Source organism: Paenibacillus eucommiae, assembly GCF_017874215.1.
Taxonomy (GTDB): domain Bacteria; phylum Bacillota; class Bacilli; order Paenibacillales; family NBRC-103111; genus Paenibacillus_AI; species Paenibacillus_AI eucommiae.
Map to the genome: position 1 here is coordinate 1 of NZ_JAGGLB010000035.1, position 22,137 is coordinate 22,137.

18 protein-coding genes and 1 pseudogene are annotated in these 22,137 nt (G+C 43.8%); 3 read left to right on the forward strand and 16 right to left on the reverse strand.

The window, feature by feature from the left end:
- Window positions 1-502 precede the first annotated feature (502 nt).
- From J2Z66_RS34300 to J2Z66_RS34310, 3 genes are all read right to left on the reverse strand, one after another.
- Window positions 503-1,462 (reverse strand): aromatic acid exporter family protein, encoded by a 960-nt coding sequence (locus J2Z66_RS34300; RefSeq protein WP_209977291.1) that lies wholly within the window; start codon window positions 1,460-1,462, stop codon window positions 503-505.
- 542 nt (window positions 1,463-2,004) lie between these two features.
- The gene (locus J2Z66_RS34305; RefSeq protein WP_209977292.1) at window positions 2,005-2,148 is read right to left on the reverse strand and encodes a hypothetical protein; all 144 of its coding nucleotides are present in this window, start codon (window positions 2,146-2,148) and stop codon (window positions 2,005-2,007) included.
- Between the two features lie 107 nt (window positions 2,149-2,255).
- Window positions 2,256-3,785, reverse strand: a complete 1,530-nt coding sequence (locus J2Z66_RS34310; RefSeq protein ID WP_209977293.1) for a carboxypeptidase M32 — start codon at window positions 3,783-3,785, stop codon at window positions 2,256-2,258.
- Window positions 3,786-3,917: 132 nt separating this feature from the next.
- Between J2Z66_RS34310 and J2Z66_RS34315 the strand changes: the two genes are divergently transcribed.
- Window positions 3,918-4,271, forward strand: coding sequence for an iron-sulfur cluster biosynthesis family protein (locus tag J2Z66_RS34315; protein ID WP_209977294.1), 354 nt, complete (start codon window positions 3,918-3,920; stop codon window positions 4,269-4,271).
- 35 nt (window positions 4,272-4,306) lie between these two features.
- Here J2Z66_RS34315 and J2Z66_RS34320 read toward each other — a convergent pair whose 3' ends face one another.
- The 11 genes from J2Z66_RS34320 to J2Z66_RS34370 form a co-directional block, all read right to left on the reverse strand.
- On the reverse strand, window positions 4,307-6,484 hold the full coding sequence (locus J2Z66_RS34320; RefSeq protein ID WP_209977295.1) for a hypothetical protein: 2,178 nt from the start codon (window positions 6,482-6,484) through the stop codon (window positions 4,307-4,309).
- A 720-nt stretch (window positions 6,485-7,204) separates the two neighbouring features.
- Window positions 7,205-8,383: an ABC transporter permease gene (locus J2Z66_RS34325; protein WP_209977296.1), complete on the reverse strand. Its 1,179-nt coding sequence runs from the start codon at window positions 8,381-8,383 to the stop codon at window positions 7,205-7,207.
- A complete protein-coding gene (locus J2Z66_RS34330) occupies window positions 8,380-9,093 on the reverse strand; it encodes an ABC transporter ATP-binding protein (protein WP_281068922.1) in 714 nt (237 codons plus the stop codon). Before J2Z66_RS34330 ends, J2Z66_RS34325 begins: the two co-directional genes overlap by 4 nt.
- Before the next feature lie 38 nt (window positions 9,094-9,131).
- Window positions 9,132-10,886: an efflux RND transporter periplasmic adaptor subunit gene (locus J2Z66_RS34335; protein WP_209977297.1), complete on the reverse strand. Its 1,755-nt coding sequence runs from the start codon at window positions 10,884-10,886 to the stop codon at window positions 9,132-9,134.
- Window positions 10,883-11,503 (reverse strand): hypothetical protein, encoded by a 621-nt coding sequence (locus J2Z66_RS34340; protein WP_209977298.1) that lies wholly within the window; start codon window positions 11,501-11,503, stop codon window positions 10,883-10,885. Before J2Z66_RS34340 ends, J2Z66_RS34335 begins: the two co-directional genes overlap by 4 nt.
- A 102-nt stretch (window positions 11,504-11,605) precedes the next feature.
- Window positions 11,606-13,066 carry a sensor histidine kinase gene (locus tag J2Z66_RS34345; RefSeq protein ID WP_209977299.1) on the reverse strand — a complete coding sequence of 487 codons (1,461 nt, stop codon included), beginning with the start codon at window positions 13,064-13,066 and terminating at the stop codon, window positions 11,606-11,608.
- Window positions 13,059-13,805 carry a response regulator transcription factor gene (locus tag J2Z66_RS34350; protein ID WP_209977300.1) on the reverse strand — a complete coding sequence of 249 codons (747 nt, stop codon included), beginning with the start codon at window positions 13,803-13,805 and terminating at the stop codon, window positions 13,059-13,061. The genes J2Z66_RS34345 and J2Z66_RS34350 overlap by 8 nt, the downstream gene beginning before the upstream one ends.
- Window positions 13,792-14,340: a DUF309 domain-containing protein gene (locus J2Z66_RS34355; RefSeq protein WP_209977301.1), complete on the reverse strand. Its 549-nt coding sequence runs from the start codon at window positions 14,338-14,340 to the stop codon at window positions 13,792-13,794. Before J2Z66_RS34355 ends, J2Z66_RS34350 begins: the two co-directional genes overlap by 14 nt.
- Before the next feature lie 88 nt (window positions 14,341-14,428).
- A complete protein-coding gene (locus J2Z66_RS34360; RefSeq protein ID WP_209977302.1) occupies window positions 14,429-16,594 on the reverse strand; it encodes an ATP-binding protein in 2,166 nt (721 codons plus the stop codon).
- Between the two features lie 264 nt (window positions 16,595-16,858).
- A complete protein-coding gene (locus tag J2Z66_RS34365; RefSeq protein ID WP_209977303.1) occupies window positions 16,859-18,769 on the reverse strand; it encodes a thioredoxin domain-containing protein in 1,911 nt (636 codons plus the stop codon).
- Between the two features lie 34 nt (window positions 18,770-18,803).
- Window positions 18,804-18,965, reverse strand: a complete 162-nt coding sequence (locus tag J2Z66_RS34370) for a DUF255 domain-containing protein (RefSeq protein WP_209977304.1) — start codon at window positions 18,963-18,965, stop codon at window positions 18,804-18,806.
- Between the two features lie 152 nt (window positions 18,966-19,117).
- Here J2Z66_RS34370 and J2Z66_RS34375 point away from each other — a divergent pair, with 152 nt between their 5' ends.
- Window positions 19,118-19,336, forward strand: coding sequence for an alpha/beta-type small acid-soluble spore protein (locus J2Z66_RS34375; protein ID WP_209977305.1), 219 nt, complete (start codon window positions 19,118-19,120; stop codon window positions 19,334-19,336).
- A gap of 239 nt (window positions 19,337-19,575) precedes the next feature.
- Here the strand turns inward: J2Z66_RS34375 and J2Z66_RS44315 are convergent.
- Window positions 19,576-19,680: pseudogene (locus J2Z66_RS44315) on the reverse strand (cyclic-phosphate processing receiver domain-containing protein); the annotation flags it as partial.
- 59 nt (window positions 19,681-19,739) lie between these two features.
- Complete coding sequence (locus tag J2Z66_RS34380; RefSeq protein WP_209977306.1) at window positions 19,740-20,093, reverse strand: DUF6054 family protein; 354 nt, start codon at window positions 20,091-20,093, stop codon at window positions 19,740-19,742.
- A gap of 1,057 nt (window positions 20,094-21,150) precedes the next feature.
- On the opposite strand from J2Z66_RS34380, the gene J2Z66_RS34390 reads away from it, so the two are divergent.
- The gene (locus tag J2Z66_RS34390; protein ID WP_209977308.1) at window positions 21,151-22,089 is read left to right on the forward strand and encodes an acetamidase/formamidase family protein; all 939 of its coding nucleotides are present in this window, start codon (window positions 21,151-21,153) and stop codon (window positions 22,087-22,089) included.
- The last annotated feature ends 48 nt before the right edge of the window (window positions 22,090-22,137 follow it).

The following is a 22,137-nucleotide window of genomic DNA, read 5'->3' on the forward strand; positions in this document are numbered from 1 at the left end:
TTCCGTCGTTGTGATATACGGATTCTGCATCGGTCTATTCCTCTTTTGTTGTTGGGTAGGACTTTCAACCGTACAGGATTGGCAGATGTTTTTCCTGTTTTAGCTATCCATTCATTTGTCAAGCACTGATTGTGGTGGTGAGCCAAAAATAAAACAGCAAAAATAAACAATGATTTTTTTGGACAGGTTATCTGTTTCCATATAAAATTCCAGCTTTTATAAATTATACATACCCTACACATGTCCAATACGTTTTAAATATTCTGCGTATATTGATGGAGTAAGAACTTTTTCTATGAAAGGAGTGGCGAATATGTCCGAAGAAATTTTCCGTCATAGCACCAGCACTGCAGCAATTCTGGTTCTCTTCATTCTCTTAGTTATCATTTCTGTAACATTTTCATTCTAAGCAATTATTAAACTGAATAAACCCTCGATCCTATTACAGGAAAGAGGGCGGGCTTTTTTACAAAGATGACGAAATTTTATTTAAAAATACGGGTTAACTATTCTCCGGTTTCTGTTTCTTCTGCTTTTTGGCAATGGACAAGTAGTGCTTTAATTCTAAATTTAACTGCAGCATAGCAGACCTGACTTCAAATTCCTCACGCGTTTGAGGCAGTGGCATTTGCTTGAATTGTTGTTCCATAGCCAAGAGTACCTCTTCTGTACGGCCAGTATAATACTCTTCCTTAACATCCGCGCTAAGACCTTCGAATATGGAGGCGATCGATGCTCCCTGAGGCAATGTACTATATATTTGTGCCACAAGCGCCGCCATTCGGGTGATAGATTCAAGCTGCTCCCCCCGCATGTAAAAATAAACCCTCCAATAGGTTTCACCACCAAAAATAAGCGTATTATCCAGTGATTTTCTGGCGAGCTCAGAACCGTTGTCAACCGCCGCTGATGCATCCAAAATTTCTTTACCGTCCCAAACCATGCTGTTATCCCGCAAATGCGCTGCTATCTGCAGAAATATACCCGAAAAAAATTGCTCCACCTCAAGCTTATGAGCCAATATCTTCTTTTCCGCTTTGGGCATATAAGCAATATTGATAAGGATTGCAGTCCCGAGGCCCACAATGAGCAGCAGTACTTCGTTCCAAATACCGGCAAAAGTTACAGACCCACCGGCATATATATGAAACATTACGACGGATCCTGTCACCGCACCTTCACTAATACGCATCCTGTGCAGCAGCGGAAACACAATCAGCACAAACACACCAATCAGCCATATATGGAATCCAAATAAAACAAACATGAGCGAGCCGAATAAAAGACAAAGCACTGAGGCAGCTATTCGCTGAAGCGCACTTCTTATGCCCTTTTTCTTTGTAACTTCTACACCTATTATAGCAAGCAGCCCTGCGGACAGTGGTGCTATTAATCCAAGGAATTGCGCGATATAAATGGATATTACTACTGCTATTGCAGTCTTCACTACTCTAAAGCCCATAGCTGCTTCCTCATTTCTGCCCAGCCAATCTTCCTGTTAAAAGCAAACGCCTAGCGGCGTCCTTTGAGCGTGTTCATGGCGCTGGTGCATTACGGAGGGAATGGCTGTGGGCTCCAGCCGCTGTTAAAGATTTGTTCCTTTGAATGGTATAAAGGAAGAGGTAGGAACAAATCTTTAAAGGCGGACGCTACCGCTCTTCCGCCCACAGTCATTCCCTCTCTTTATCTACAATCGCACGAATCACACGAAAACTAAGCTCAAACGAACAGCCAGCAAGGTTTTTTCTCTGGATTGGAGGGAATTTTCCAGCGCTCACAACCGAGAGTATCTGCTACTTAACGATGTTTTTCATCGCTAAAAGCACCAGGTTGTCTCCCCAACCCTATTTTAACAATGAAAAACATCGTTAAAATCCCTTTTATCCCCGGATTGGGGCCATCCGTCCACTTTTAACGATGAAAAACATCATTAACGTGACAGATTGACCTGGTAACACCTACTTTAACGATCAAAAACATCGTTAAGTCAAGCTCACGCTCCATTCAGAGGGAGGCGGACTGGGACAAATCTTTGCATGCAGACGTTAAGGCTCTTCCATTGACATCGACATCCAGATCTACATCTACATCTACATCTACATCTACTCCCAGTCCCTCACCCAAACCCACACTCAGTCTCAGTCCCAATCCCTCCTCCTCTTCCTATCCCTCTACCTCTACCTCTACCTCTACCTCTACCTCTACCTCTACCTCTACCTCTACCTATCCCATTCCATTCCCTCTTACTCTTCCAGCTACAATCCGTATACGTGCTTGTATTTATTCTCGAGATATTGGATCAAATATTCCGGGTTTAACGGTTCTCCGCTTACTTTCAGAATAATTTCGTCCGGGGTTAGCAGCTTTCCGTACTGATGAATCTGATCCGCCAGCCATTCTTTGATCGGCAGTAAATGGCCTGCAGCCACCCAGTCATCGAACTCTGGAAATTGCTTGCGCAGCGTGTTCGTAATTTGTGCGGCATACATATAGCCTAAGGCATAGGAAGGGAAGTAACCAAAAGCCCCGCCGGACCAATGCACATCCTGGAGCACTCCTTCACTATCTGTGGCAGGCTCAACGCCTAGATAATCTTTGTATTTGGCATTCCATGCCTCAGGGAGATCAGCGACCTTGATATCGCCGTTAATAAGGCTCTTCTCGAGTTCATAGCGGATCATAATATGTAAATTGTAAGTTAACTCGTCGGCTTCTATCCGGATTAACGAAGGTTCGATATGATTAATCGCCCGATAAAAGGTGTCCACGTTCACATCATCAAGCTGTCCTTTGAAGTTCTGCTGCAGCTCGCCGTAATAACGCTCCCAGAAGCCGCGGCTGCGCCCCACCACATTTTCCCAGAAAAGTGATTGTGACTCATGAATACCCATCGAAGTACCTGTACAGAGATTCGTTCCGATCAAATCAGCAGCGATGTTCTGCTCATACAGTGCATGGCCGCCTTCATGAATAGTACCAAATAAAGCACTCGTAGGATCATTAGGGAGAAAACGGGTCGTAATCCGCACATCACCTGGATTCAGTCCTGTTGCGAACGGATGAGCCGTCTCATCCAGACGTCCCGCATCGAAATCATAAATCATTTCCCGTAAAATAAATAAGCTGAATTGCTTTTGCTTGTCCTTATCAAACTGCTGATTTAAGAAGGATCTGTCTGGATGATTGGGCGATGCTTGAATTTGCTTAAGCAGAGGAACAATTCGTTCACGGAGCGCCCCGAACACTTTATCGAGCTTTTCCACGTTCATACCCCGCTCGTACATATCCAGGAGACAGTTATATTTAACTCCTTCATAGCCCCAGAGATCGATAAACTTGATAGTCGTTGCAACTATTTTTTCTAGATATGGTTCGAAAAGCTTAAAATCATTGTTATTCTTCGCTTCCTCCCAGATGGTTTCCGCTTGGGAAGTAAGCACTACATAAGCCTGATATTCGTCAGGAGGGATTTTTTTGCTCTCGTCATACTCTTTCTTGCTTTCCGTTACCATCTTACGGCTAATGGCGTCAAGCTCTTCAAGCTGTCCGGGCGCTGTGAGCACCTCCAGGTATCCACCCATTTCATCAGATACGGACATTCGGAATATTTCAGTCGAGAGCTCTCCAACTACCTCTGACCTTGTCTCCAAGCCTTTTTTCGGGGCACCTGTGCGCATGTCCCAGTACAATAAACCTACGGCTTCCTCGTATTGCTTCATTTTGCGAACAAGCTTCTTATAGCCTGCTAGCTGAGCTTCAACCTCCACTTGACTTAAGCGACTCATCGGGCTGCCTCCTTATTTATCCAAAAGTTTCTTTCTGTAATCATACTTCCTTCCCAAAAGAGAATCAACCTCACAGTCACAGCCCTTGTATGCTACAATAAGTTGTAACAGAGTGAAAGGAAGTGGCAAGTAATGCATATCACATTTACAGACTCAGCAATCAGCAAGCTTAAACCTCTCCTGTCTGGCCTGTCTGGAGAAGGAGCACTGCTTAAGCTGGTTTTTGATTCTGAAGGCTGCGGTTGTGCGATGAATGGAGTGCCTACACTGTGGATTATAGCTGAAGCCGATGACAAAGATCTGGAAGCGAAGGCTGAGCCCTTTCGTGTAGTCTATAGTCCTAAACATGAGGTTTTTTTCGAGGACCATATGAAAATCGATTATCAGGCAGAGAGCAAAGCATATATACTTAAAAGCAACAATCAGATATATAATGCCAATTTAAATGTTATTGATAAACAAACAGACGATGCTCACGTAACATGAGCGCCGTCTGTCATTGCCTGCACAAGCAACCTGATTTAATTTTTAAAAACCTTGACTAAGCGCTTGGCATTGCCATTTGGCGTTTCAATAAGCTCATACATGTTAATGCTTGTGCCGCTTTCGACTTGATCTATTTTCACACCGTTAAAGCTGACCGTCTGTTTGCCGCTCACCAGCTTATCTAATCCCAAGAATGGCAAGGTTTGACTGCCCAGCAAACGTCCTAAGCCATCGACCAATTCAAAGTACACCTTCGAAAAATTCGTATCCACAATAACCTGCTCTTGCCGGGTTACATCCAGGAACAGCAGCAATCTGTACGTAAATGAAGAGTTGCTATAATTCCAGGTAAAGTAGGAATCCTCTACTTCCACTTGAAAAGGGTAGAACGATATCGGACCATCCGCTGCCTCCTTCTGAAGCTTCACTTTAAAGGAGCCGATCCCGAGGCGGTCATTGTTATAGAGCGTCATCGCCAGCTGCTCGGAGGTTTCTGAAGGAGGAACCTGGAATGAATAGCTGATCACATTGCTCGTATTCGGGAGTATTTGCTTGGCCGTATTCGTCTGTCTGACTCCTGCGTAAGTAAACCCATTCGAGCTTGTCAAATCAGTTTGGAATTCTGGCAAATCAAGCGTCGAAGTTCCTTTGTTGTTAATCTTATATTTTGCAATAACCGTGTTGTAACCAAACTCTTCATTCTCATGCAAATGAAGCTCCATTAAAGAAACCTCTATCTTCGAGTCAATCAATGGATTCGCATCCAAAAGCATAGCGCTCCCCAAGGTGTACTCCTTTGCATTTGCATATGGGGTAAGTTCCTTCCCGCTGCTAGTTCCTGCCAGAGAAGTAATAAGTATAGGCAGAGCTGAAGCTGTTTGTGCGCTGGATGACTGATCGCCGCTGCCCTGCTGATTGCTGCTGCTTTGCGCCGTTGTGCTTTGTTGCACGGCTTTATTTTCAAGCACGGCTAGCTGCAAATCATCCACATTTAACCCCGAAGGCAGAATGGCTGTAAATTGGAACGTTGTTGATTCCTTAGTTGATAGATAAGCGGAACGCACAGCATTGTCAACCGAGTTCAGAGTCACACTCCCCCGCACGGATTGAAAAGCCCCCGTCAACGCAGGTACACTGATAATTTCACTGCCATTGTTAGTCAATGTTACATTTGCTTGCACATGAAGCCCATCCAACTGCTGATTAACTACCGCCCATGTTGTGGACAAAGTAGCTCCTTGCAGATTCTGGTCAGAGGTAGGATAGGCAACCTTATCTCCCACCTTACTAACTGCCCAAGATTGTTTAAGATCGAGTGTGCCTGCAAGTTCTTTGGTAGTTGAAGAGCTATTAAACATTTGCAAAACAAGTGATTCCTTATCCAGAGAGCTTGAAACTGGGGTTTGCAGAGTTACCTTGATCTTTTGTTTAGGCAGCAAATCTACATTTGCCACATTATTTGTCCCATTACTTGTACCTGTGCTTGTACTTGTACCATTTACCATTTGAGCAGCATATACGAGGCCGTTTTTATCCTTTAAATTATAGGCTAGATTAGCTGGGAGCTTGAATCCTGAGCTGCCTAAATTCTGAACGAACAAATCCGTATAAACGTGCCACGTCCCATCCTTCAAAACTCTGTAGCTATTTCCCAAATCAAACGCTGCTATAGCGTCTTCCCGCAATGCAGCATCCAGATCGTACATATTAAGTTGAACTTGTTTGGCTGCAGAAGCTGTAACGGACATAGCGGCTGCCACGGACAAAGATCCAACATCTTTCATATACGAAGCTTTGCTGTAGTCCCATTGAAAAATTTTCACTTTGAGCTGATCCAATTTCGCAGTTAAAGGCAGTTGGGCGGTAAACTTAAAATTCTGCACCTGATGCGGCTTCGCTCTCGCCGTTACCTGTTCACTTAATGCTGTTGTGTAACTTGCTCCACTGCCATCTGTAATAGTGACTCCATATTGATTAAAATCGATGCTTTGAGCACTGCCATTATTCAATTCCAAGTTGAATCGCAGAGTTCCCTTATCCGTTCCTGCCGAATACGCCACCTGTCCCAGTGAAAAATAAACAGCATCTCTAATATACACACCTTGCTTGGCTGCCAGAGCCGCAGTTGAAAACGGAACAACCATCATACTGGCCGCAGTCAACCACATAGCAGTTCTAGAGAGCAAACTTCTCTTCATTGCTTTGAATTTCATTCAGTAACTTCCTCCTCGGAGTTTTACTTCAGCAAAACTTACTTTTTAAAGCATTGGTTAAAATAGACGCCTAATGACTGTCCTTTTGGGAGAAAGAGCGATAAGCAGCAGCACATTAATAGCCTAGTAGCAGCCCGCAGCAGCAGCAGCAGCTTCAACAGCTGCAGCCAGATAGCAGCCCGTATCCCACGAATGGTGAGCGTATGCTTCACTTAACGATGTTTTTCATCGTTAAAGTTAGCGTTTCCAGGTCAATCAGCAAGTTAATGATGATTTTCATCGTTAAAAGTGGGCGGATGGCCCCAATCCGTGTGTAAAAGCGATTTTAACGATGTTTTTCATCGTTAGAATCGGGATGTTGAGAACACCTGCTGCTTTAGCGATGAAAAACATCGTTAAAGTAGCAGATCCTTCTCAGCCTAGCGCTCTCTTTGCTGCAAGGAAATCACTTGCTATCAAGAGGAAAAACCTTGCTGGTTGTCCATTTGAGCCTGATGTTCGTATGAGTCTGGTGTCCTTTTGAGCTTGGTGTTCGTGCGATTGTAGCTAAAGAGAGGGAATCGCTGTGGGCGGAAGAGCGTTAGCGCCCGCATTTAAAGATTTGTTCCTACCTCTCATCTGTACAAATCATGGGAACAAATCTTTAACAGCGGCTGGAGCCCACAGCCATTCCCTCCGCAACGCACCCAAGTCACGAATATGCTCCTCAATGGACGCCATTTAATCGAAACGAAGCGCATCAATCGGACGCAGCTTGGAAGCTTTCAGCGCGGGATAAAGGCCGAACACGATTCCTACGACTACGGAAAAGAGGAACGCGTAGATACTAATATCAACCGAAATTCTCGTAGTCTGTTCCGGATTAAAGTAAGGCAGGAAGTAGGATATGCCTATACCTAGCAATAAGCCTATTAAGCCTCCTAAACCGCTTATTACCACGGCCTCAACCAGGAACTGCAGCAAAATATTGCGGCGCTTGGCTCCAATCGATTTGCGGATGCCAATTTCTCTTGTTCTTTCGCTTACCGTCACCATCATAATATTCATGATTCCGATACCGCCTACAAGCAAGGAAATGAATGCTACCATTACAAGCTGGTTCGTTAATGTATCCGTAGCAGCCGTGCTCGCTTTCAAAAGCTCGTCTTGATTCGTTAAGGTATAGCCCTGATCCGTCTTGAATTTATAAGTCAGATATTGCTTAATCGTCTCCTGCGCTTTATAAATATCTTCCTTCGTAGGAGCTTCAATGTAGGTCGTGCGGATTTGACCGAGCTTAAACTGCCTTCTTGCCGTTTCCAATGGCACTATGACTGCACTGTCCACGGAAGTGCCGCTAATATTCGAGCCTTTTTCCTTAAGTTTGCCGATGACTGTGAAAACAACCCCGTCGATATTGATCTGTTCCCCAACAGGATCCAAAAATCCGAAATAGGCTTTAGCAACCTCACTCCCCAATACAACTACATTATTGCGGAACTCCACATCTGCAGGGGCTATGAAACGACCAGAGTCCAGTTGCCCCTTAACTATCGAGAGATAGCGGTCATTGGTTCCTATAACATTGTACTGCTCCTGTGTGCGGTCATATTTGATATTTGAAGCAGCTTTGGTCATCGTGGGAGCAATCGTTGTAAACTCCGGAAATCCCTCAAATTTCATCAGTTCATCATAATCGAGCTGTGTAGCTCTTCCTGCACCATTCACGCTAACAACTAGCAAATTGGTCCCCATTTCCTCGTATTGCTTCGAAATTTGATCAGAGGTTCCCGTTCCTATAGCCACTAGAGTAACCACGGAGCTGACGCCAATAATGACACCCAGCATGGTAAGGATTGTACGGAGCGGATTGGCTATCACTGTTCTCATTGCCATGCCCAGTAATTCCATCACTCTCATACCGTCACCTCATAACCACGTATCATTCTGGAAACTTGATGATCGCTAATAATCGAACCATCTCTCAGCGTGATTACCCGCTTGGCGCACTCTGCGATATGTGAGTCGTGCGTAATCAGAACGATGGTATTCCCCTGCTCGTTTAAATCAATCATCAGCTCAAGCACCTCTGCCCCTGTTTTGGAATCGAGTGCTCCTGTGGGCTCATCTGCCAGCAATAAAGCCGGGGAAATGGCCAGTGCTCTTGCTATAGCTACCCGCTGCTGCTGCCCGCCGGAGAGCTCACTTGGCTTGTGATGGCCCCTTTCTCCCATCCCAAGCTTTTCCAGCATGCTGTGAGCTTTCTCCCGGCGCTCTTTTCTGGCAATGCCGCCATAAATCATCGGAAGCTCCACATTCTCCAGTGCATTAAGCCGGGGAAGGAGGTTGAACTGCTGGAAAATAAAGCCGATCTTCTGATTTCTGAGCGTGGCCAGCTGATTATCCGACATTTTTTCAGTCGCAACACCGTCGAGGCTATAGCTGCCCGAGGTGGGGATGTCCAGTAAACCGATCATATTCATCATCGTCGACTTGCCTGAACCACTGGGACCAACTATCGCAATAAAATCTCCCCGGGCAACCACTAGCGATATACCGTTCAAGATGTGGAGTTCTTCTGCGCCGCGCATATAGATTTTGGTGATTTCATTGAGTTCAATCATATTCATACCTTCATCCTCCTTCCAGGAACCTGGGATCAGCCCTTTTATCTGCTGCGGGTTCCGCCTCCACCGGCACCTGTGCTGCCACTGCTTCCAGCACCACCCATGCCTCCGCCACCTCCAGTACCTCCGGTTCCACCTGCGCCACCGCCGCCGCCGGGAAAGCCTCCGCCACCAAAGCCACCTGCGCCTCCAGCTCCGCCATTTTGCATAAATTCCTGCCTCATCCGTTGGATTTCCTCTTGACTTAAGGCTTGCTGCCTTTGTATAACCGGAGTTACGACCTTATCCCCCTCTTTTAAACCTTCAGTCACTTCTATTTGCGTCTGGGAACGAATGCCGATCTTGATCTCATGCTTGGCTTCCTCTGTTCCATCTGCATTTTTCAAAGTCACATAACGCTTGCCCTGCTGTGATTGCAGAGCCTCTGGTGGCAAATAAAGAATATCCTTTTTATCCTGTATGAGAATTTCCGCAGTTGCTGTCATCCCGTATTTCAATAGCTCATTGGTGTTGGTCACTGCTAAAACTACATCAAAAAAAGTAACACCATTGGTAGTTGTTCCAACAGTGGAAACCTGTGCGACCTCCCCTTTGAACATTCTCCCGGTGATCGAATCCACCTTCACTTCAGCCGTCATGCCCGTTTTGATATTAGGCAAGTCCAGCTCATCCACCTGAATCGGCAGCAGCATCGTACTAAGACTGGCAACGCCACCGAGCTGTGTATCGCTTGTTATTTTGCTTCCTACCGGATAACTGCTTAGCACATTTGTCTTTTTATTAACGAAATCCGTTGAAAACACGCCATCAAAAGGTGCCTTAACGGTTAGCTCATTAATTCGCTCCTGGGCGTTATCCAGGCTTAGCTTCTGTTGATCAATCGCTGCCTGCTTGCTGAGGATATCATCATTTAAAGAATCATTCGCGAAGACAGCCAGCAGATCACCTGCGTTCACCAGGCTGTTGTTGGAGTATGGCAAAGTTTTTACATAGCCGGATACATTCGCAAGCACAGTCGCTACCTGGCTGTACTGCAAAACCCCGGTTTCTTGAGAATCCACCTCTCTCTCACCAATCACAGCGGTTCCTTTGGCCACAAGACCAGCATACAATGAGTTGTCGTTGGCAATGGAAATCTCGATATCGATCATTTTCCCGCCTTTACCATCCGCTCTTGGCTCCTTGCCAATCGATTGAATCGTGCCGGATTTAGTCAGCATGAAATTATCGATGGTAAGATCAATCACATCTCCAACATGTAGCTGGACAGCGTCCTCGAGCCCAAAGGGAAGTGTCACTATCAGCGTTTTCATATTGGAAATCGTAGCTATCTTCGTTGTTTTGTTGACGTTTGAGCCTACTTCCAAGTTGGCTGCATATGTAATTTTTCCGGTGATTGGGGCTGTTATTTGCATATTTCCCTGCTCTTTGAGCAGATCACTGAGCTGTTTTTGCAACTCATTATAGCTGACTTGGATTTTTTGCAAATCGTTTTCCAGCGCCGGACTGGACAGCTCCAACAAAGTATCTCCTGCTTTAACGGCTAAATCCCGGGCCAGATTCATCGTTTTGATCGTTCCATCCGCCGGAGCAGCAATGATTTGACTATCCTTCGGCTCGAATTGAGAGGTCCCAGATACCGAGGAGCGGATACTGCCCTTTTTCACTTCAACGATCGTTTGCTGTTCTTCCTTTGCAGCGGTTTCGGTGCCTTTGCTCAAGAATATATAAGTACCGCCAGCACAAACCGCCACAACAATTAAAATGATTAGCCCTTTGCTTCGCCACCACTTCATTCCTTAACCTCCTTGAGCTTTGCTTCCAGTAAATCTATGACCTGCTGCTCCATGCTTTGTCCCGTTCCGCGAGCATTCGCAGGTCCATTTCCTTGCCCAAAATCCTTCTTTCCAAGGGGTTCGCCTTCCGGGCTGCCGCCTCTCTCTGCTTTAAATTCCTCGATCATCTTCTCCCGTTCTTCTGGAGTCAAATCCTGTGAATTTCTGCGGCTCACGTCATTCCTTCTCGATTTCATATCCTCTTCAAGCTTTGTATAGAACTCTGTTTGCCCGGGGGTGAAGAGGGCCATAACTTGCGTTTCATTTTCTGCTGTCATCTGCCCCTCCTCCTTGCTTTTTCGAATAAGCGGGAGCATTTGTTCAGCTTGCGTCTTGTCGATTGATAGCCCTTCCTGCTTATCCATCTGCAGAATCGCCTGAAACAGCATCACCATCTGTCTCTCTTGGCCATTTTGCAGTTCGGGGCGCCTGTTCTGCATCTCCGATTCCATACCGGGAGACTCATCAGGCTGTGCAGTTGGAGCTGAGCCAGTCGAATCAGAAGCTTGGGAAGCACAACCACTGAGCAGCAAAAGCATGAGTACTACAATCATCCAAACTTTAAATGAACCTTTCATACTTACGCACCTCCAAATAAAAAAAATCCTGTCACTGTGGACAGGATAAGCGATAACTATGAATAATGTGTGATGCAGTTGTAAAATAATTGTAAAACGCAGTTACCGTTTCATCATAACCGGAAAAACAATACGGAACTCCGAGCCTTCGCCAACCCGGCTTTGAACACTGATTGTACCCTTCATTCCGTTAACCAGATGCTTGACAATGGTCAACCCCAAACCTGTTCCCGTACCGCCATCAGGGCGCGTGCTTCTGGATTCGTCTGCCTTGTAGAAGCGTTCCCAAATGCGTGCCAGCTCAGCCTCCGTCATACCACGGCCAGTATCTTGAATGTATAGGATAGCATCACTGCTTGTAACCTCTAACGCGATAGTAAGCTTTCCACCCGAAGGTGTGAAATGAATAGCATTGTAGATTAAATTATGAATGATCTGCGCAAACCGGTCCGGATCCAGATAAACCTCTACCTCGTCATATTGAGGGGGCGGGACAACAAGAGTAAGCGTAATTCCCTGCTCGGCAATAGGATCTTTAAGAAGCTCCAGCACTTCTTCCATCTTATGGCGGATCTTAACCGGCTGCATCTGAAAGCTATCGGCCCCGTTTTGAATTCTCGCCAGATCGAGCAGCTCGTTAACAAGCCTCTGCAGACGCTGTACTTCGAGATCGCATATTTGTAAATAATGTGAGTATCGTTCCTGCGGGATGACCCCATCGTTCATAGCGACAATAAAGCCGCGCAGTGTAGTTAAGGGAGATCTGAGCTCGTGGGACACATTGGTCAGAAATTCCTGGCGGGCTCCCTCCCAATTTTCTAACTGATCGACCATGAAATTAAAGCTTGCTGCAAGCTGGCCGACCTCGTCATGCGTTTGGACTGGCACCCTTGTAGAGAAATCCCCTTTTGCCAGCTCAAGTGCGGCAGTATTCATCTGCTGCAGCGGTTTAGCCAAACGGCGAGATATAAAATACAAGATCACTCCTACTGCAATTAAAGAAAATAATAAGGGCAGCAATATATTAAACCTTACCGTCGATATACCCTCGTTAATATCACCTGCCGGGATTTGCAGAAAGGCAAGGATCGGCTGTCCACTAAATTGTAATGGAGCGTAGTAGGCAAACAAATTTCTTGGATTCGTTTCAGATGGCCATGGAGAAAAAACTTCAAAGCCAGATTTTCCTTTCATCCCTTCAATAAACATGAAATCCATCGGCTTAGGCAGCATAACGCCTTCCATTTCCGTGGAGCCTGTAAGGATGATGCCTCGCTTATCCACCAGCCAAATATGTCCGTTGATGCTTCGCGCTACAAGCCTCATTGTAATTCTCAGCTCTCTGGTACTGATCGATCCATCCTGGTAGGAATCAAGCAGCTGTGACACTTCCTCAAATCTGGAATGCAGCAGCTCCTTTTTATCCTTGTAAAAATAATCTGAAAAATAATAGTTCCAAAAGATGCCGAGTCCTACAAAAAAAAGCACGCATATCGCCAGAAAGGATACAAATATTTTAAAATACAAGCTGCGGTAAAGTCCCCGAATGTTTGTTTTATTCATGACTTTGCACCTGGCTGTGTACCTCTAAGGAGTATCCAATTCCCCAAAGGGTTTGAATCGTCCATTCTTTATGTGTCCCCAGCTTCTTGCGGAGATTTTTCACATGAGCATCCACAGTTCTTGTCCCGCCTATAAAATCAAATTTCCATACATAACCAAGCAAATCTTCTCTTGAAAAAACACGTCCAGGGTGACTGGCAAAAAAATAGAGCAGCTCAATTTCCTTGAGTGTTAGCTCAACTTTCCTGCCTGCCATTGTAACGCGGAATTGCTCCATATCTATACAGACACTCCCAAGAGCCAGCATCTTTTCCTGTTTTCCCTGCTTTTCCTGCTGATCTGGCTCTGACGGTAACATAGTCTTCGTCCTTCTAAGTACGGCTTTGATTCGCGCCATCATCTCATTGGGATCAAAAGGCTTCACGATATAATCATCGATCCCCAGATTAAAGCCTCTGAGCTTATCAATCGACTCCCCTTTAGCTGAAAGCAAAATAATCGGGATATGAGATATAGGAGCGTCCAGCTTGCGGATACCCTCACAAATTTCATATCCTGATATATCAGGCAGCATGATGTCCAGGACGATAAGCTCCGGCTGTTCGGTTAGCAGTGTCTTTATCACCTCTTGCCCACGATGCAGCACTAAAGAATCATAGCCTGAATGCTCGATATAAAGTCTTACAACTTCCGCAATGTTAACCTCATCGTCAACGACCAGAATTTTACCCAAGCTCATTAGATGAGCCTCCCTTGCGCTGCTGCCTGAGGAGTATCTGATTTTTACGTGCCTCAATAACCTCAGAACGGTCTCGCAAGGTATGCTTATGAATTAAATGTTCATTGCTGCAATCACTAGGATCGTTCCAGCTTAAACCGCGGCTCTGGCAAATGTCCTGGCACTGTTCAAGCAGGATCGGATCTTTAATCGGCAGATCAATATCAGCATAGAGAATGGCTCCCTCAAGTAAAGCCTGTATGCGCGCAGCAATGGATTGCCTTAGCTCCACGCTGTCCAAACCAAGCCATTCGAGGTGCTCATCTGTTAAATGTTTATAGGCACTTTGCAGCATTTTCACGGCGCCGGCCATATTGCCTCTGCGTTGATGATATAGACCAACCGCCAGTTGAATCAATCCGACATAAGCCAGACTGTGTTCATCCGCCGGATGCTCCTTCCAATATTCCTCCATAACTTCATGGCATTCAAAATAATCGCGCTCTGCCTGAAAATAAACCACATATTCTGTATATGCTAGCGGATATGTCTTCACGAAGCACTCACCTTCTCGATCATAGAAATGAGCCCCCACCTGTCAAGCTCTTATCCATAATGTTAACCGAAATCCGCCAGTCAGTCTATTAAATACCCAGCTTTAGTTTTTTTAAATGAATGGTAAATGTACTGCCTTGTCCCAGTTCTGATTTTACAGTAAGAATTCCTCCGTGTGCCTGAACGATTTCTTTGCAAATCGACAGCCCCAGACCGGTACCCCGAATCTGCATGCGATCGGAGTGCTCCACACGAAAAAATTTGGTGAACAGCTGGCTAATATCCTTCTCGGGAATGCCTAAGCCATAATCCGTGACATCGATTTGAACCTCGTCATGGGTCTGCTTCATCCCTATATGTATTTTTTCGGCGTCCGGCGAATATTTCACCGCATTGCTAATTAAATTATGTAAAACTTGCTGCAGCTTCTGATTGTCCCCTCTTACGATCATATCTTCAGGCGGTATACTCAATTCTATGTAGTGAGGCTTTCTCTGCCATTGCTCAATAGCTTCATGAACCAAAACCGTAACATCCGTCGGAGCAAAATGATAATCCTGACGCCCGGATTCCATCCGCTGAATATCAAGAAAATCGTTTAACAAATCCGTAAGACGATTCGCTTCGCGGTGTACGATCTCTAAATATTTGTCCTGTTTTTCCTGAGGAATATCTCTATGTAGAAGGATCTCTATAAATCCAAGTATAGAAGAAAGGGGCGTTCTAAGCTCATGCGAGATTACTGAAATTAGATCACTCTTCATCTCATCCAATTGCTCCTGCTCGGTCCGATCCAAAAAAACGAACAAAATTTCCCTCGTCTGCTCCCTGGCATTCCCGATAGATGACGCGATCAGCTCGATCACTTTTCTTTGCCCTTGTAAGCTGTTGTAAGTGAACTTCACTTTAATTTCCTCTGAATTCCCCTCTACAATATACTTGACCTGTTCAAACAGCTTCGTATTTTTCACTAGCATATAGTGATGAATTCTCTCACAGCAGGCCATGATCGTCTCCCCACGCATGGGTTTAAAACCAAAATAATCAATCATCCTTTGGTTCGCAAATTGAATAATTCCTTGAGAATCACTCATAATCATCGCCTCATGGTTAGCATCTAAAATCCGCTCCACGAGCTCACCGTGGCTTTGGATCTGTTTCAGTGTGAACTGAAGCTGCTCCTGCTGGCTGAAAATTTCTTCATTCTGCTCCTCAAGAAGCTCAAATTGCACCGCAAGCTCTTCTCGAAGCTTAATTTCTTCCGTCACATCAATCGCCACTCCAAGGTAACCTGTCTGATTCTGCTCATAATCATACATAGGCGCCAAAATCAGACTAGCTTTAATGACGCTGCCGTCCTTGCGGATCATAGACCAGTTTCTTCTTTCCGTTTGTCCATCCTTCACATTATAAATCAGTGACTGCTCAGGACTTACCTCTCTTTGCTGCATGCTGCTCACTTCCTTGGCACGCGCTTCTAATTCAATAAAATCATGAAAAATCGAGGCTTTCACCTGCTCGTGCTCCAGCATCTCCTGCTGGGTGTATCCAAGCATCTTTTCCGCTCCAGGATTAAAAGAAGTAATGACACCGTCCAAATCCGTAGAAATAATAGCTACTTCCGAGGCCGATTGCAGAATCGCTTCTTTTTGCAGCACAGCTGTGTTCATTTCATGAGCATTAATATTTTTGCGCGCGGCCGCATTTATCATCAAATAAATAATGACACAGGAAATGGTTCCAAAAAGTAAAGTAGCGCCGCTGATCCGAAGCCAATATAGAGGCGGTAATTTGGAAATCACAAAACCCACAACAGCATGAATGATATAATAACTCACAGAAATTTGTAAAATGCGCCGAAGCTCAAACAGCTTAAGATAGCTTTTGTTGTCAGGGCGATGAAATAAAGCTCCCAGCAGGACAGGAACTAATATGGTTACTATAATTGCAACGTAAGGCAAGGAGCCTGCTTGATAATACCTGAATAACGAAGGCAGAATTGCCGCAAGTATCCCCGTTCTAAAGCCGAACATATAAGAAATAATCAATAAAGGAACACTTCTTAAATCTACCAGATAACCATCTACATGAAATTGCTCCTGCATAATAGCCACAGAAAAAATCCCGGTTGTTAAAGAAATAAGCCATTTAAAGCTTTGATTCGGCTTCCACTTCATTAAATAATCTCGAAGCGAAATCAATATAAAAGTAATGGTCACAATCAATGTCATATTATGTAAAAACGCTTTTATCATGGATTCTTCTCCTTAGGTTCGAAGGGCTATATGTTACTTCTGTAATGATTGGAAAAAATCCTCTTTTTTGCGATATTAAGACCAAAGAACTAGATACATTTTTCAAAAGAGTACTACGAATGGGGCTGGATGAAGCATTATTTCGATTGCAAAAAAAGCCAACTCCCTTAGATTAAGAAGAGTTGGCTTAAAAATATAATGATCAGGTTGATCAGGTTGATCAAGTTGTTCTAACTGTTCAAGCTGTTCTAACTTTTCTACCTGTTAGCTATCAAATTGTTGACCATCCAGCAGTTCCGCAAGCTCAGAAATATCAGCCGTTGGTGCCTGACATGCAAAATTCTGGCATACATAAGCAGTAGGTTTGCCACCAAGCGCAAGCTTGTCTTGAACAAGCGGGATCAACTTGCGAACTTCCTCACCCGCAGACCCCTTAGGATGCAGGATAATCAGCGCATTCGGTAAAAATGTACGCTGTACAATGCTCAGCATTTGCTGAGTCTCATTTGCTTCAGCAGCTCCTGCGATGACAATCTCACTGCTGTCGCTATAAGCAAAGTCAATTGCGGCGAGCATCAACGAATGCCCTATTGGATATTGAGAAACAGCTCCGGCGAAAGCCTCTAGCTGCCGATCTGCCTTCTGGGACAGCTGTGCGTCGTAGGTCAGCTTGGACAAGCGCAGCATATTCAGCGCGGCAGCAGAATTTCCTGATGGCATGGCGCCATCATAAATTTCCTTGGGCCGGGTAAGCAGTTGCTCACCATCACTGCCATAAAAGAACAGGCCGCCTTTCTCATCATCCCAGAACAGCCTCAGCATCTCTTCATTCAGCTGTATGGCTTCTTGCAGATAGCGCAGCTCAAAATTAGCTTCATACAGCTCAATAAGTCCCCATACGAGAAACGCATAGTCGTCCACGTAACCGAGAAAAGCGGCTTCCCCATCACGATATCTGGCAAGAAGACGTCCGTCCTCCCTGCGCAGATGCTTCAGCAGGAAATCCGCCGCTTTTGCGGCCGCCTGAGCATATACTGGCTGCTCATAAGCCCTTGCAGCCTTAGCCAGCGCCACAATCATAAGACCGTTCCACGAGGTCAGGATTTTATCATCCTTGCCAGGATGAATCCGCTCCTCGCGGTGAGCAAACAGCTTTTGCCTTGAAGCTTCTATGCGCTGACGCAAAGCCTCAGTCGGAATTTGCTTGCGGGTCGCAAACGTTTCGATTCTCATCCCGATCAAATTGGGAATGTTATGTCCTTCGAAGTTGCCCTCTTCCGTGATATCATACAGCTCACAGAAGAGATCCCCTTCTTCAGCACCCAGCACATTCACAACCTCGTCTGGCTTCCAAACGTAGAACTTGCCTTCTTCGCCTTCGGAATCAGCATCCTCAGCTGAATAGAAAGCTCCACCCTCATCCGTCATATCCCTCAGCACATATGTGAAGATTTGCTCCGCAACTTCTTTATAGGATATTTTACCCGTGACTTGATAAGCCTCGGTATAGGTAATGGCAAGCAGCGCATTATCATACAGCATCTTCTCAAAATGGGGCACCAACCACTTCTCATCGACAGAATACCGCGAAAAACCGTATCCAATATGATCATAAATACCACCGCGATGCATCGCATCAAGCGTCTTTTCGACCATTCCCAACGCTTCCTCTTGCCCAGTTTTTTTATGGTAACGAAGCAAAAAGGACAAATTATGCGAAGTTGGAAACTTGGGAGCATTCCCAAACCCGCCATATTCAGCTTCAAACGCCCGCTCATACATTTGAAACGCTTTGTGCAAAGTAGCCTCTGAAACAGAGCCCCCTGCTTGATGCTCCAGCAAGCGACTTGTCGTGTCGGCAATTACCTGCTCACCTATCTCCTGAATCTTTTCATGGTTTTCGTTCCACTTTTCTGCAATCTGCGCGAGCAGCTCCATCATGCCAGAACGGCCATGCCTGCGACTTTTAGGAAAATAAGTCCCCGCAAAAAATGGCTTCTTATCAGGAGTAAGAAATAAAGTCAGCGGCCAACCTCCATGTCCTGTCATCGCCTGACACACCGCCATATAAATATTATCGATGTCGGGACGTTCTTCCCTATCTACCTTGATGGATATGTAATTTTCATTCAGCAGTGCTGCTACTTCTTCGCTTTCGAAGGATTCGTGTGCCATTACGTGACACCAATGACAAGTCAATTGTGCCCTACTACGAATACCCAATAGATAAAAAGACAGGTTTGTTTTCCTGTTTAGCTTTTTCAAAAGCTTCTTCTGACCAAGGGAACCAGTCAACTGGGTTGTCTTTATGCTGAAGTAGGTAAGGCGACTTTTCCTTGGCTAATCTATTGGGTTTATTGTTCGTTGTCATGGGGCATCACCTCCTTGGTTTTGGAATATTTTTGATGTTGATGGGTTTAGTTTAGCACAACCACAATAAAAGAAAAACTTTGCTGTGACAATGTATAAATTGACCAGGAACTCCAAACAATACACTTACATCCCAGAATAGGAGTTGTGCATATGTCCAGAAGAAAAAGCAGCAACACATTGATCATTCCACAGGCTCAACAGGCTCTAGATCAACTTAAATACGAAGTGGCTCAAGAGCTGGGAATTCAAATCCCTCAAGATGGCTATTATGGATATATGGCTTCACGCGATACAGGAGCCATAGGTGGTCACATAACACGTAGACTTGTCCAAATAGCTGAACAGCAATTAACTGGTTTCAAACGCTAATCTGATCGTTATATTAAGAAAAAAGACTGTCCTACCCTCTTCCTTCTTGGGGTACAAACAGTCTTTTTGTGTTCTTCAAATGGAGGATAATTAGCTTTCAAATCTTCCACACTGTCATATTTCCCTGTTTCAAAAACAATTTTCGCGGGAGCCTTATCCGTTACAATTATTCGATATCAAAATAAAACTCCTTCTATTAAAAGAAGGAATTGAATGGTTTAATAAAATCTACATTTAATTTACTCGCCTGAATACTTGTTTTCGGTTATGGAATAATGAAAGATTTCTATATCCTCGCTTATAAAGCCTCTTCTTTGAGCTACTACTAGTGTTTCATACATATTGACTGGTTGCATCATTGCTCATATCTTCCTTTAAAAATTTCATTTCATAGCACAAAATACTATTCGATTATATATTCATCAAGTATCTTTTCTACTGATTTAACAAAATTATTTGCTGCTCCCCAATCGAAATTGAGAATCATGCCTTCAGAACTACCTGTAGCAATAACCCTTATATTTGTTTTTTCCTTAAAATTATCAATAATTACTATTAACGCTGCTCGATTCCTCGATCTGAAATAATATTTTTCATAAATTAGCGTACCAATTGACCTATCTTTATCTACTTCATTATATTCTTCATGTACTAAGTCAGCATTTGCATATTGAAATTTTTTAATTAAATCCATAGCCACAGATGGGGTAATGCTAACGTTATAAGTGACCCTGCTCATACTCACACGACCCTTCATAAGATGTAGCACCATACGATACAAGATAAGAAAAGGTTTCAATATTATTTTAAAGTGCTAATATAGCATGCCTCCATGGTTAGTAATCACAATCATCCGACTCAGATAATTATAATAAATGTTTTATTGATCCTTTTTCTTCCACTTCACCTTTACAGTAAAGATACTTAATAAAACAGTCAATATCACATATGTCCAGAAACCGTGAATTTCAAAACCAGATAAATACCTATCGAGCAACCACAACTTTATCGGTGTTAAGACAAGAGAGGCTAAGATTAGCACAGGTGTAGTAAGACAACCAATACCTACTACAATGGATAGTATGGACGCGGCCATTAACAAACTGTACAAGAAGCTAATTAAAAACATAAGTACGGATGCAAGTATTAATGTCTTTGTATCAGAGATAGCAATGTATTGACTATAATACTGATTTCCAATCCAAAAAACTAACACCATAACCAGAAAGTTAAGAATATTCCTCATTATTAATACCGCCTTTCCAAATAAATCTATCCTTACAATCTATTTCATCATTGAGACGTAATTCTTGATCATCTTTCATGTGATCATCAGGGACATCGTAATCTTATAAAAATTTCAGTCTCTCTAGAGCTTCTTCAGGAAGTATTCATAAGACAAATAAAGGCCATTAATCTGATTTTATTCTGATTTGACCAATCTATGCAAGCTTTACTGTTTCGATGAAACAGTAGATCATAGCGCTGGCCTTGGCACCGCGCGGAGTATTTCTTGATTTCAAGCAGGTATCTGAACCTTCAGTATGTTTTTTCGATCTATTTCTCGAAGGCATATAGTTAATAAATGTAAAAAATAATTCATAAACGCTACTCGGGCTAACCCCCCAATTAAATTATAATGTACTTAGAAAGCATATGAATGAAGGAGTGATAATCTTGATTAGTGCTAATAAACAAAAGGTTCAACAAATTTTTTTAGTGAAATAGTTCGGATAACAGGGTTTAATTAGAAACTATTATGAAAGTTTATAAATAACAGAATAAATAAACAAAAATTATATTGGAGGTTTTCCATGGCAGTTTACACAATATTTCCAAATCGCGAAACGGTGCACGGATCTTTTTCAAAAGAATTTGAAACAATTTTATCTATAAATTCAGGGGATACAGTAAAATATTCTACGCTTGATGCAGGTTGGGGGTCACCATCTAAAGAAGATAGAAAGAGAATAAAATTATTAGAACGAAGGAAAGACATCGATTCCGGACATGCTCTTATTGGCCCTATCTTCATTAATGGTGCTAAGAAGGGGATGACTTTAGAAATTAGGATTAATGAGACCATCCCTGGACCTTATGGCTTCACATCTGCTGGAGAGTACCCAAATTGGCAAAACCAGAAACTGGGTTTAACGGAGTGTGAAGAGATTACTCTGCAATGGGAGTTAGACAATAATACTATGATCGGCACCACAATAATTACTGACAGATCATTTTCTGTTAATTTAAGACCGTTTATGGGTATATTCGGCATGCCTCCAGATGAACCGGGAATTCATTCTACATTTCCCCCTAGATTTTGCGGTGGCAACCTTGATTGTAAAGAACTAACAAAAGGTAGCACTTTATACTTACCAATAGCTGTTGATGGTGGGTATTTTTCTGTTGGAGATGGTCATGCTGCGCAAGGTGATGGAGAAATAAGTTGTCAGGCAATTGAATGCCCTATTGAATTGGTTGAACTGACATTCACATTAAGAGAAGACAAAAAAATATTAATGCCTCAAGCAAATACTCCCAGTGGCTGGATTACCTTTGGGTTTCATGAGGATTTGAATGAAGCTACAGTTATAGCTTTAGATGGAATGCTTAATTTGATGGGAGAATTATTTGGACTTAATAGAGTGGAAGCAATGGCTTTAGGAAGTATAGTTGTCGATTTAAGAATTACACAAGTTGTTAATGGTATAAAAGGAGTGCATGCAGTTTTACCACATGGGGCATTAAGATAATTTAGAATAACAGAGAAGTTGTCAACATCTGCTGGGTTTGTGTGACCA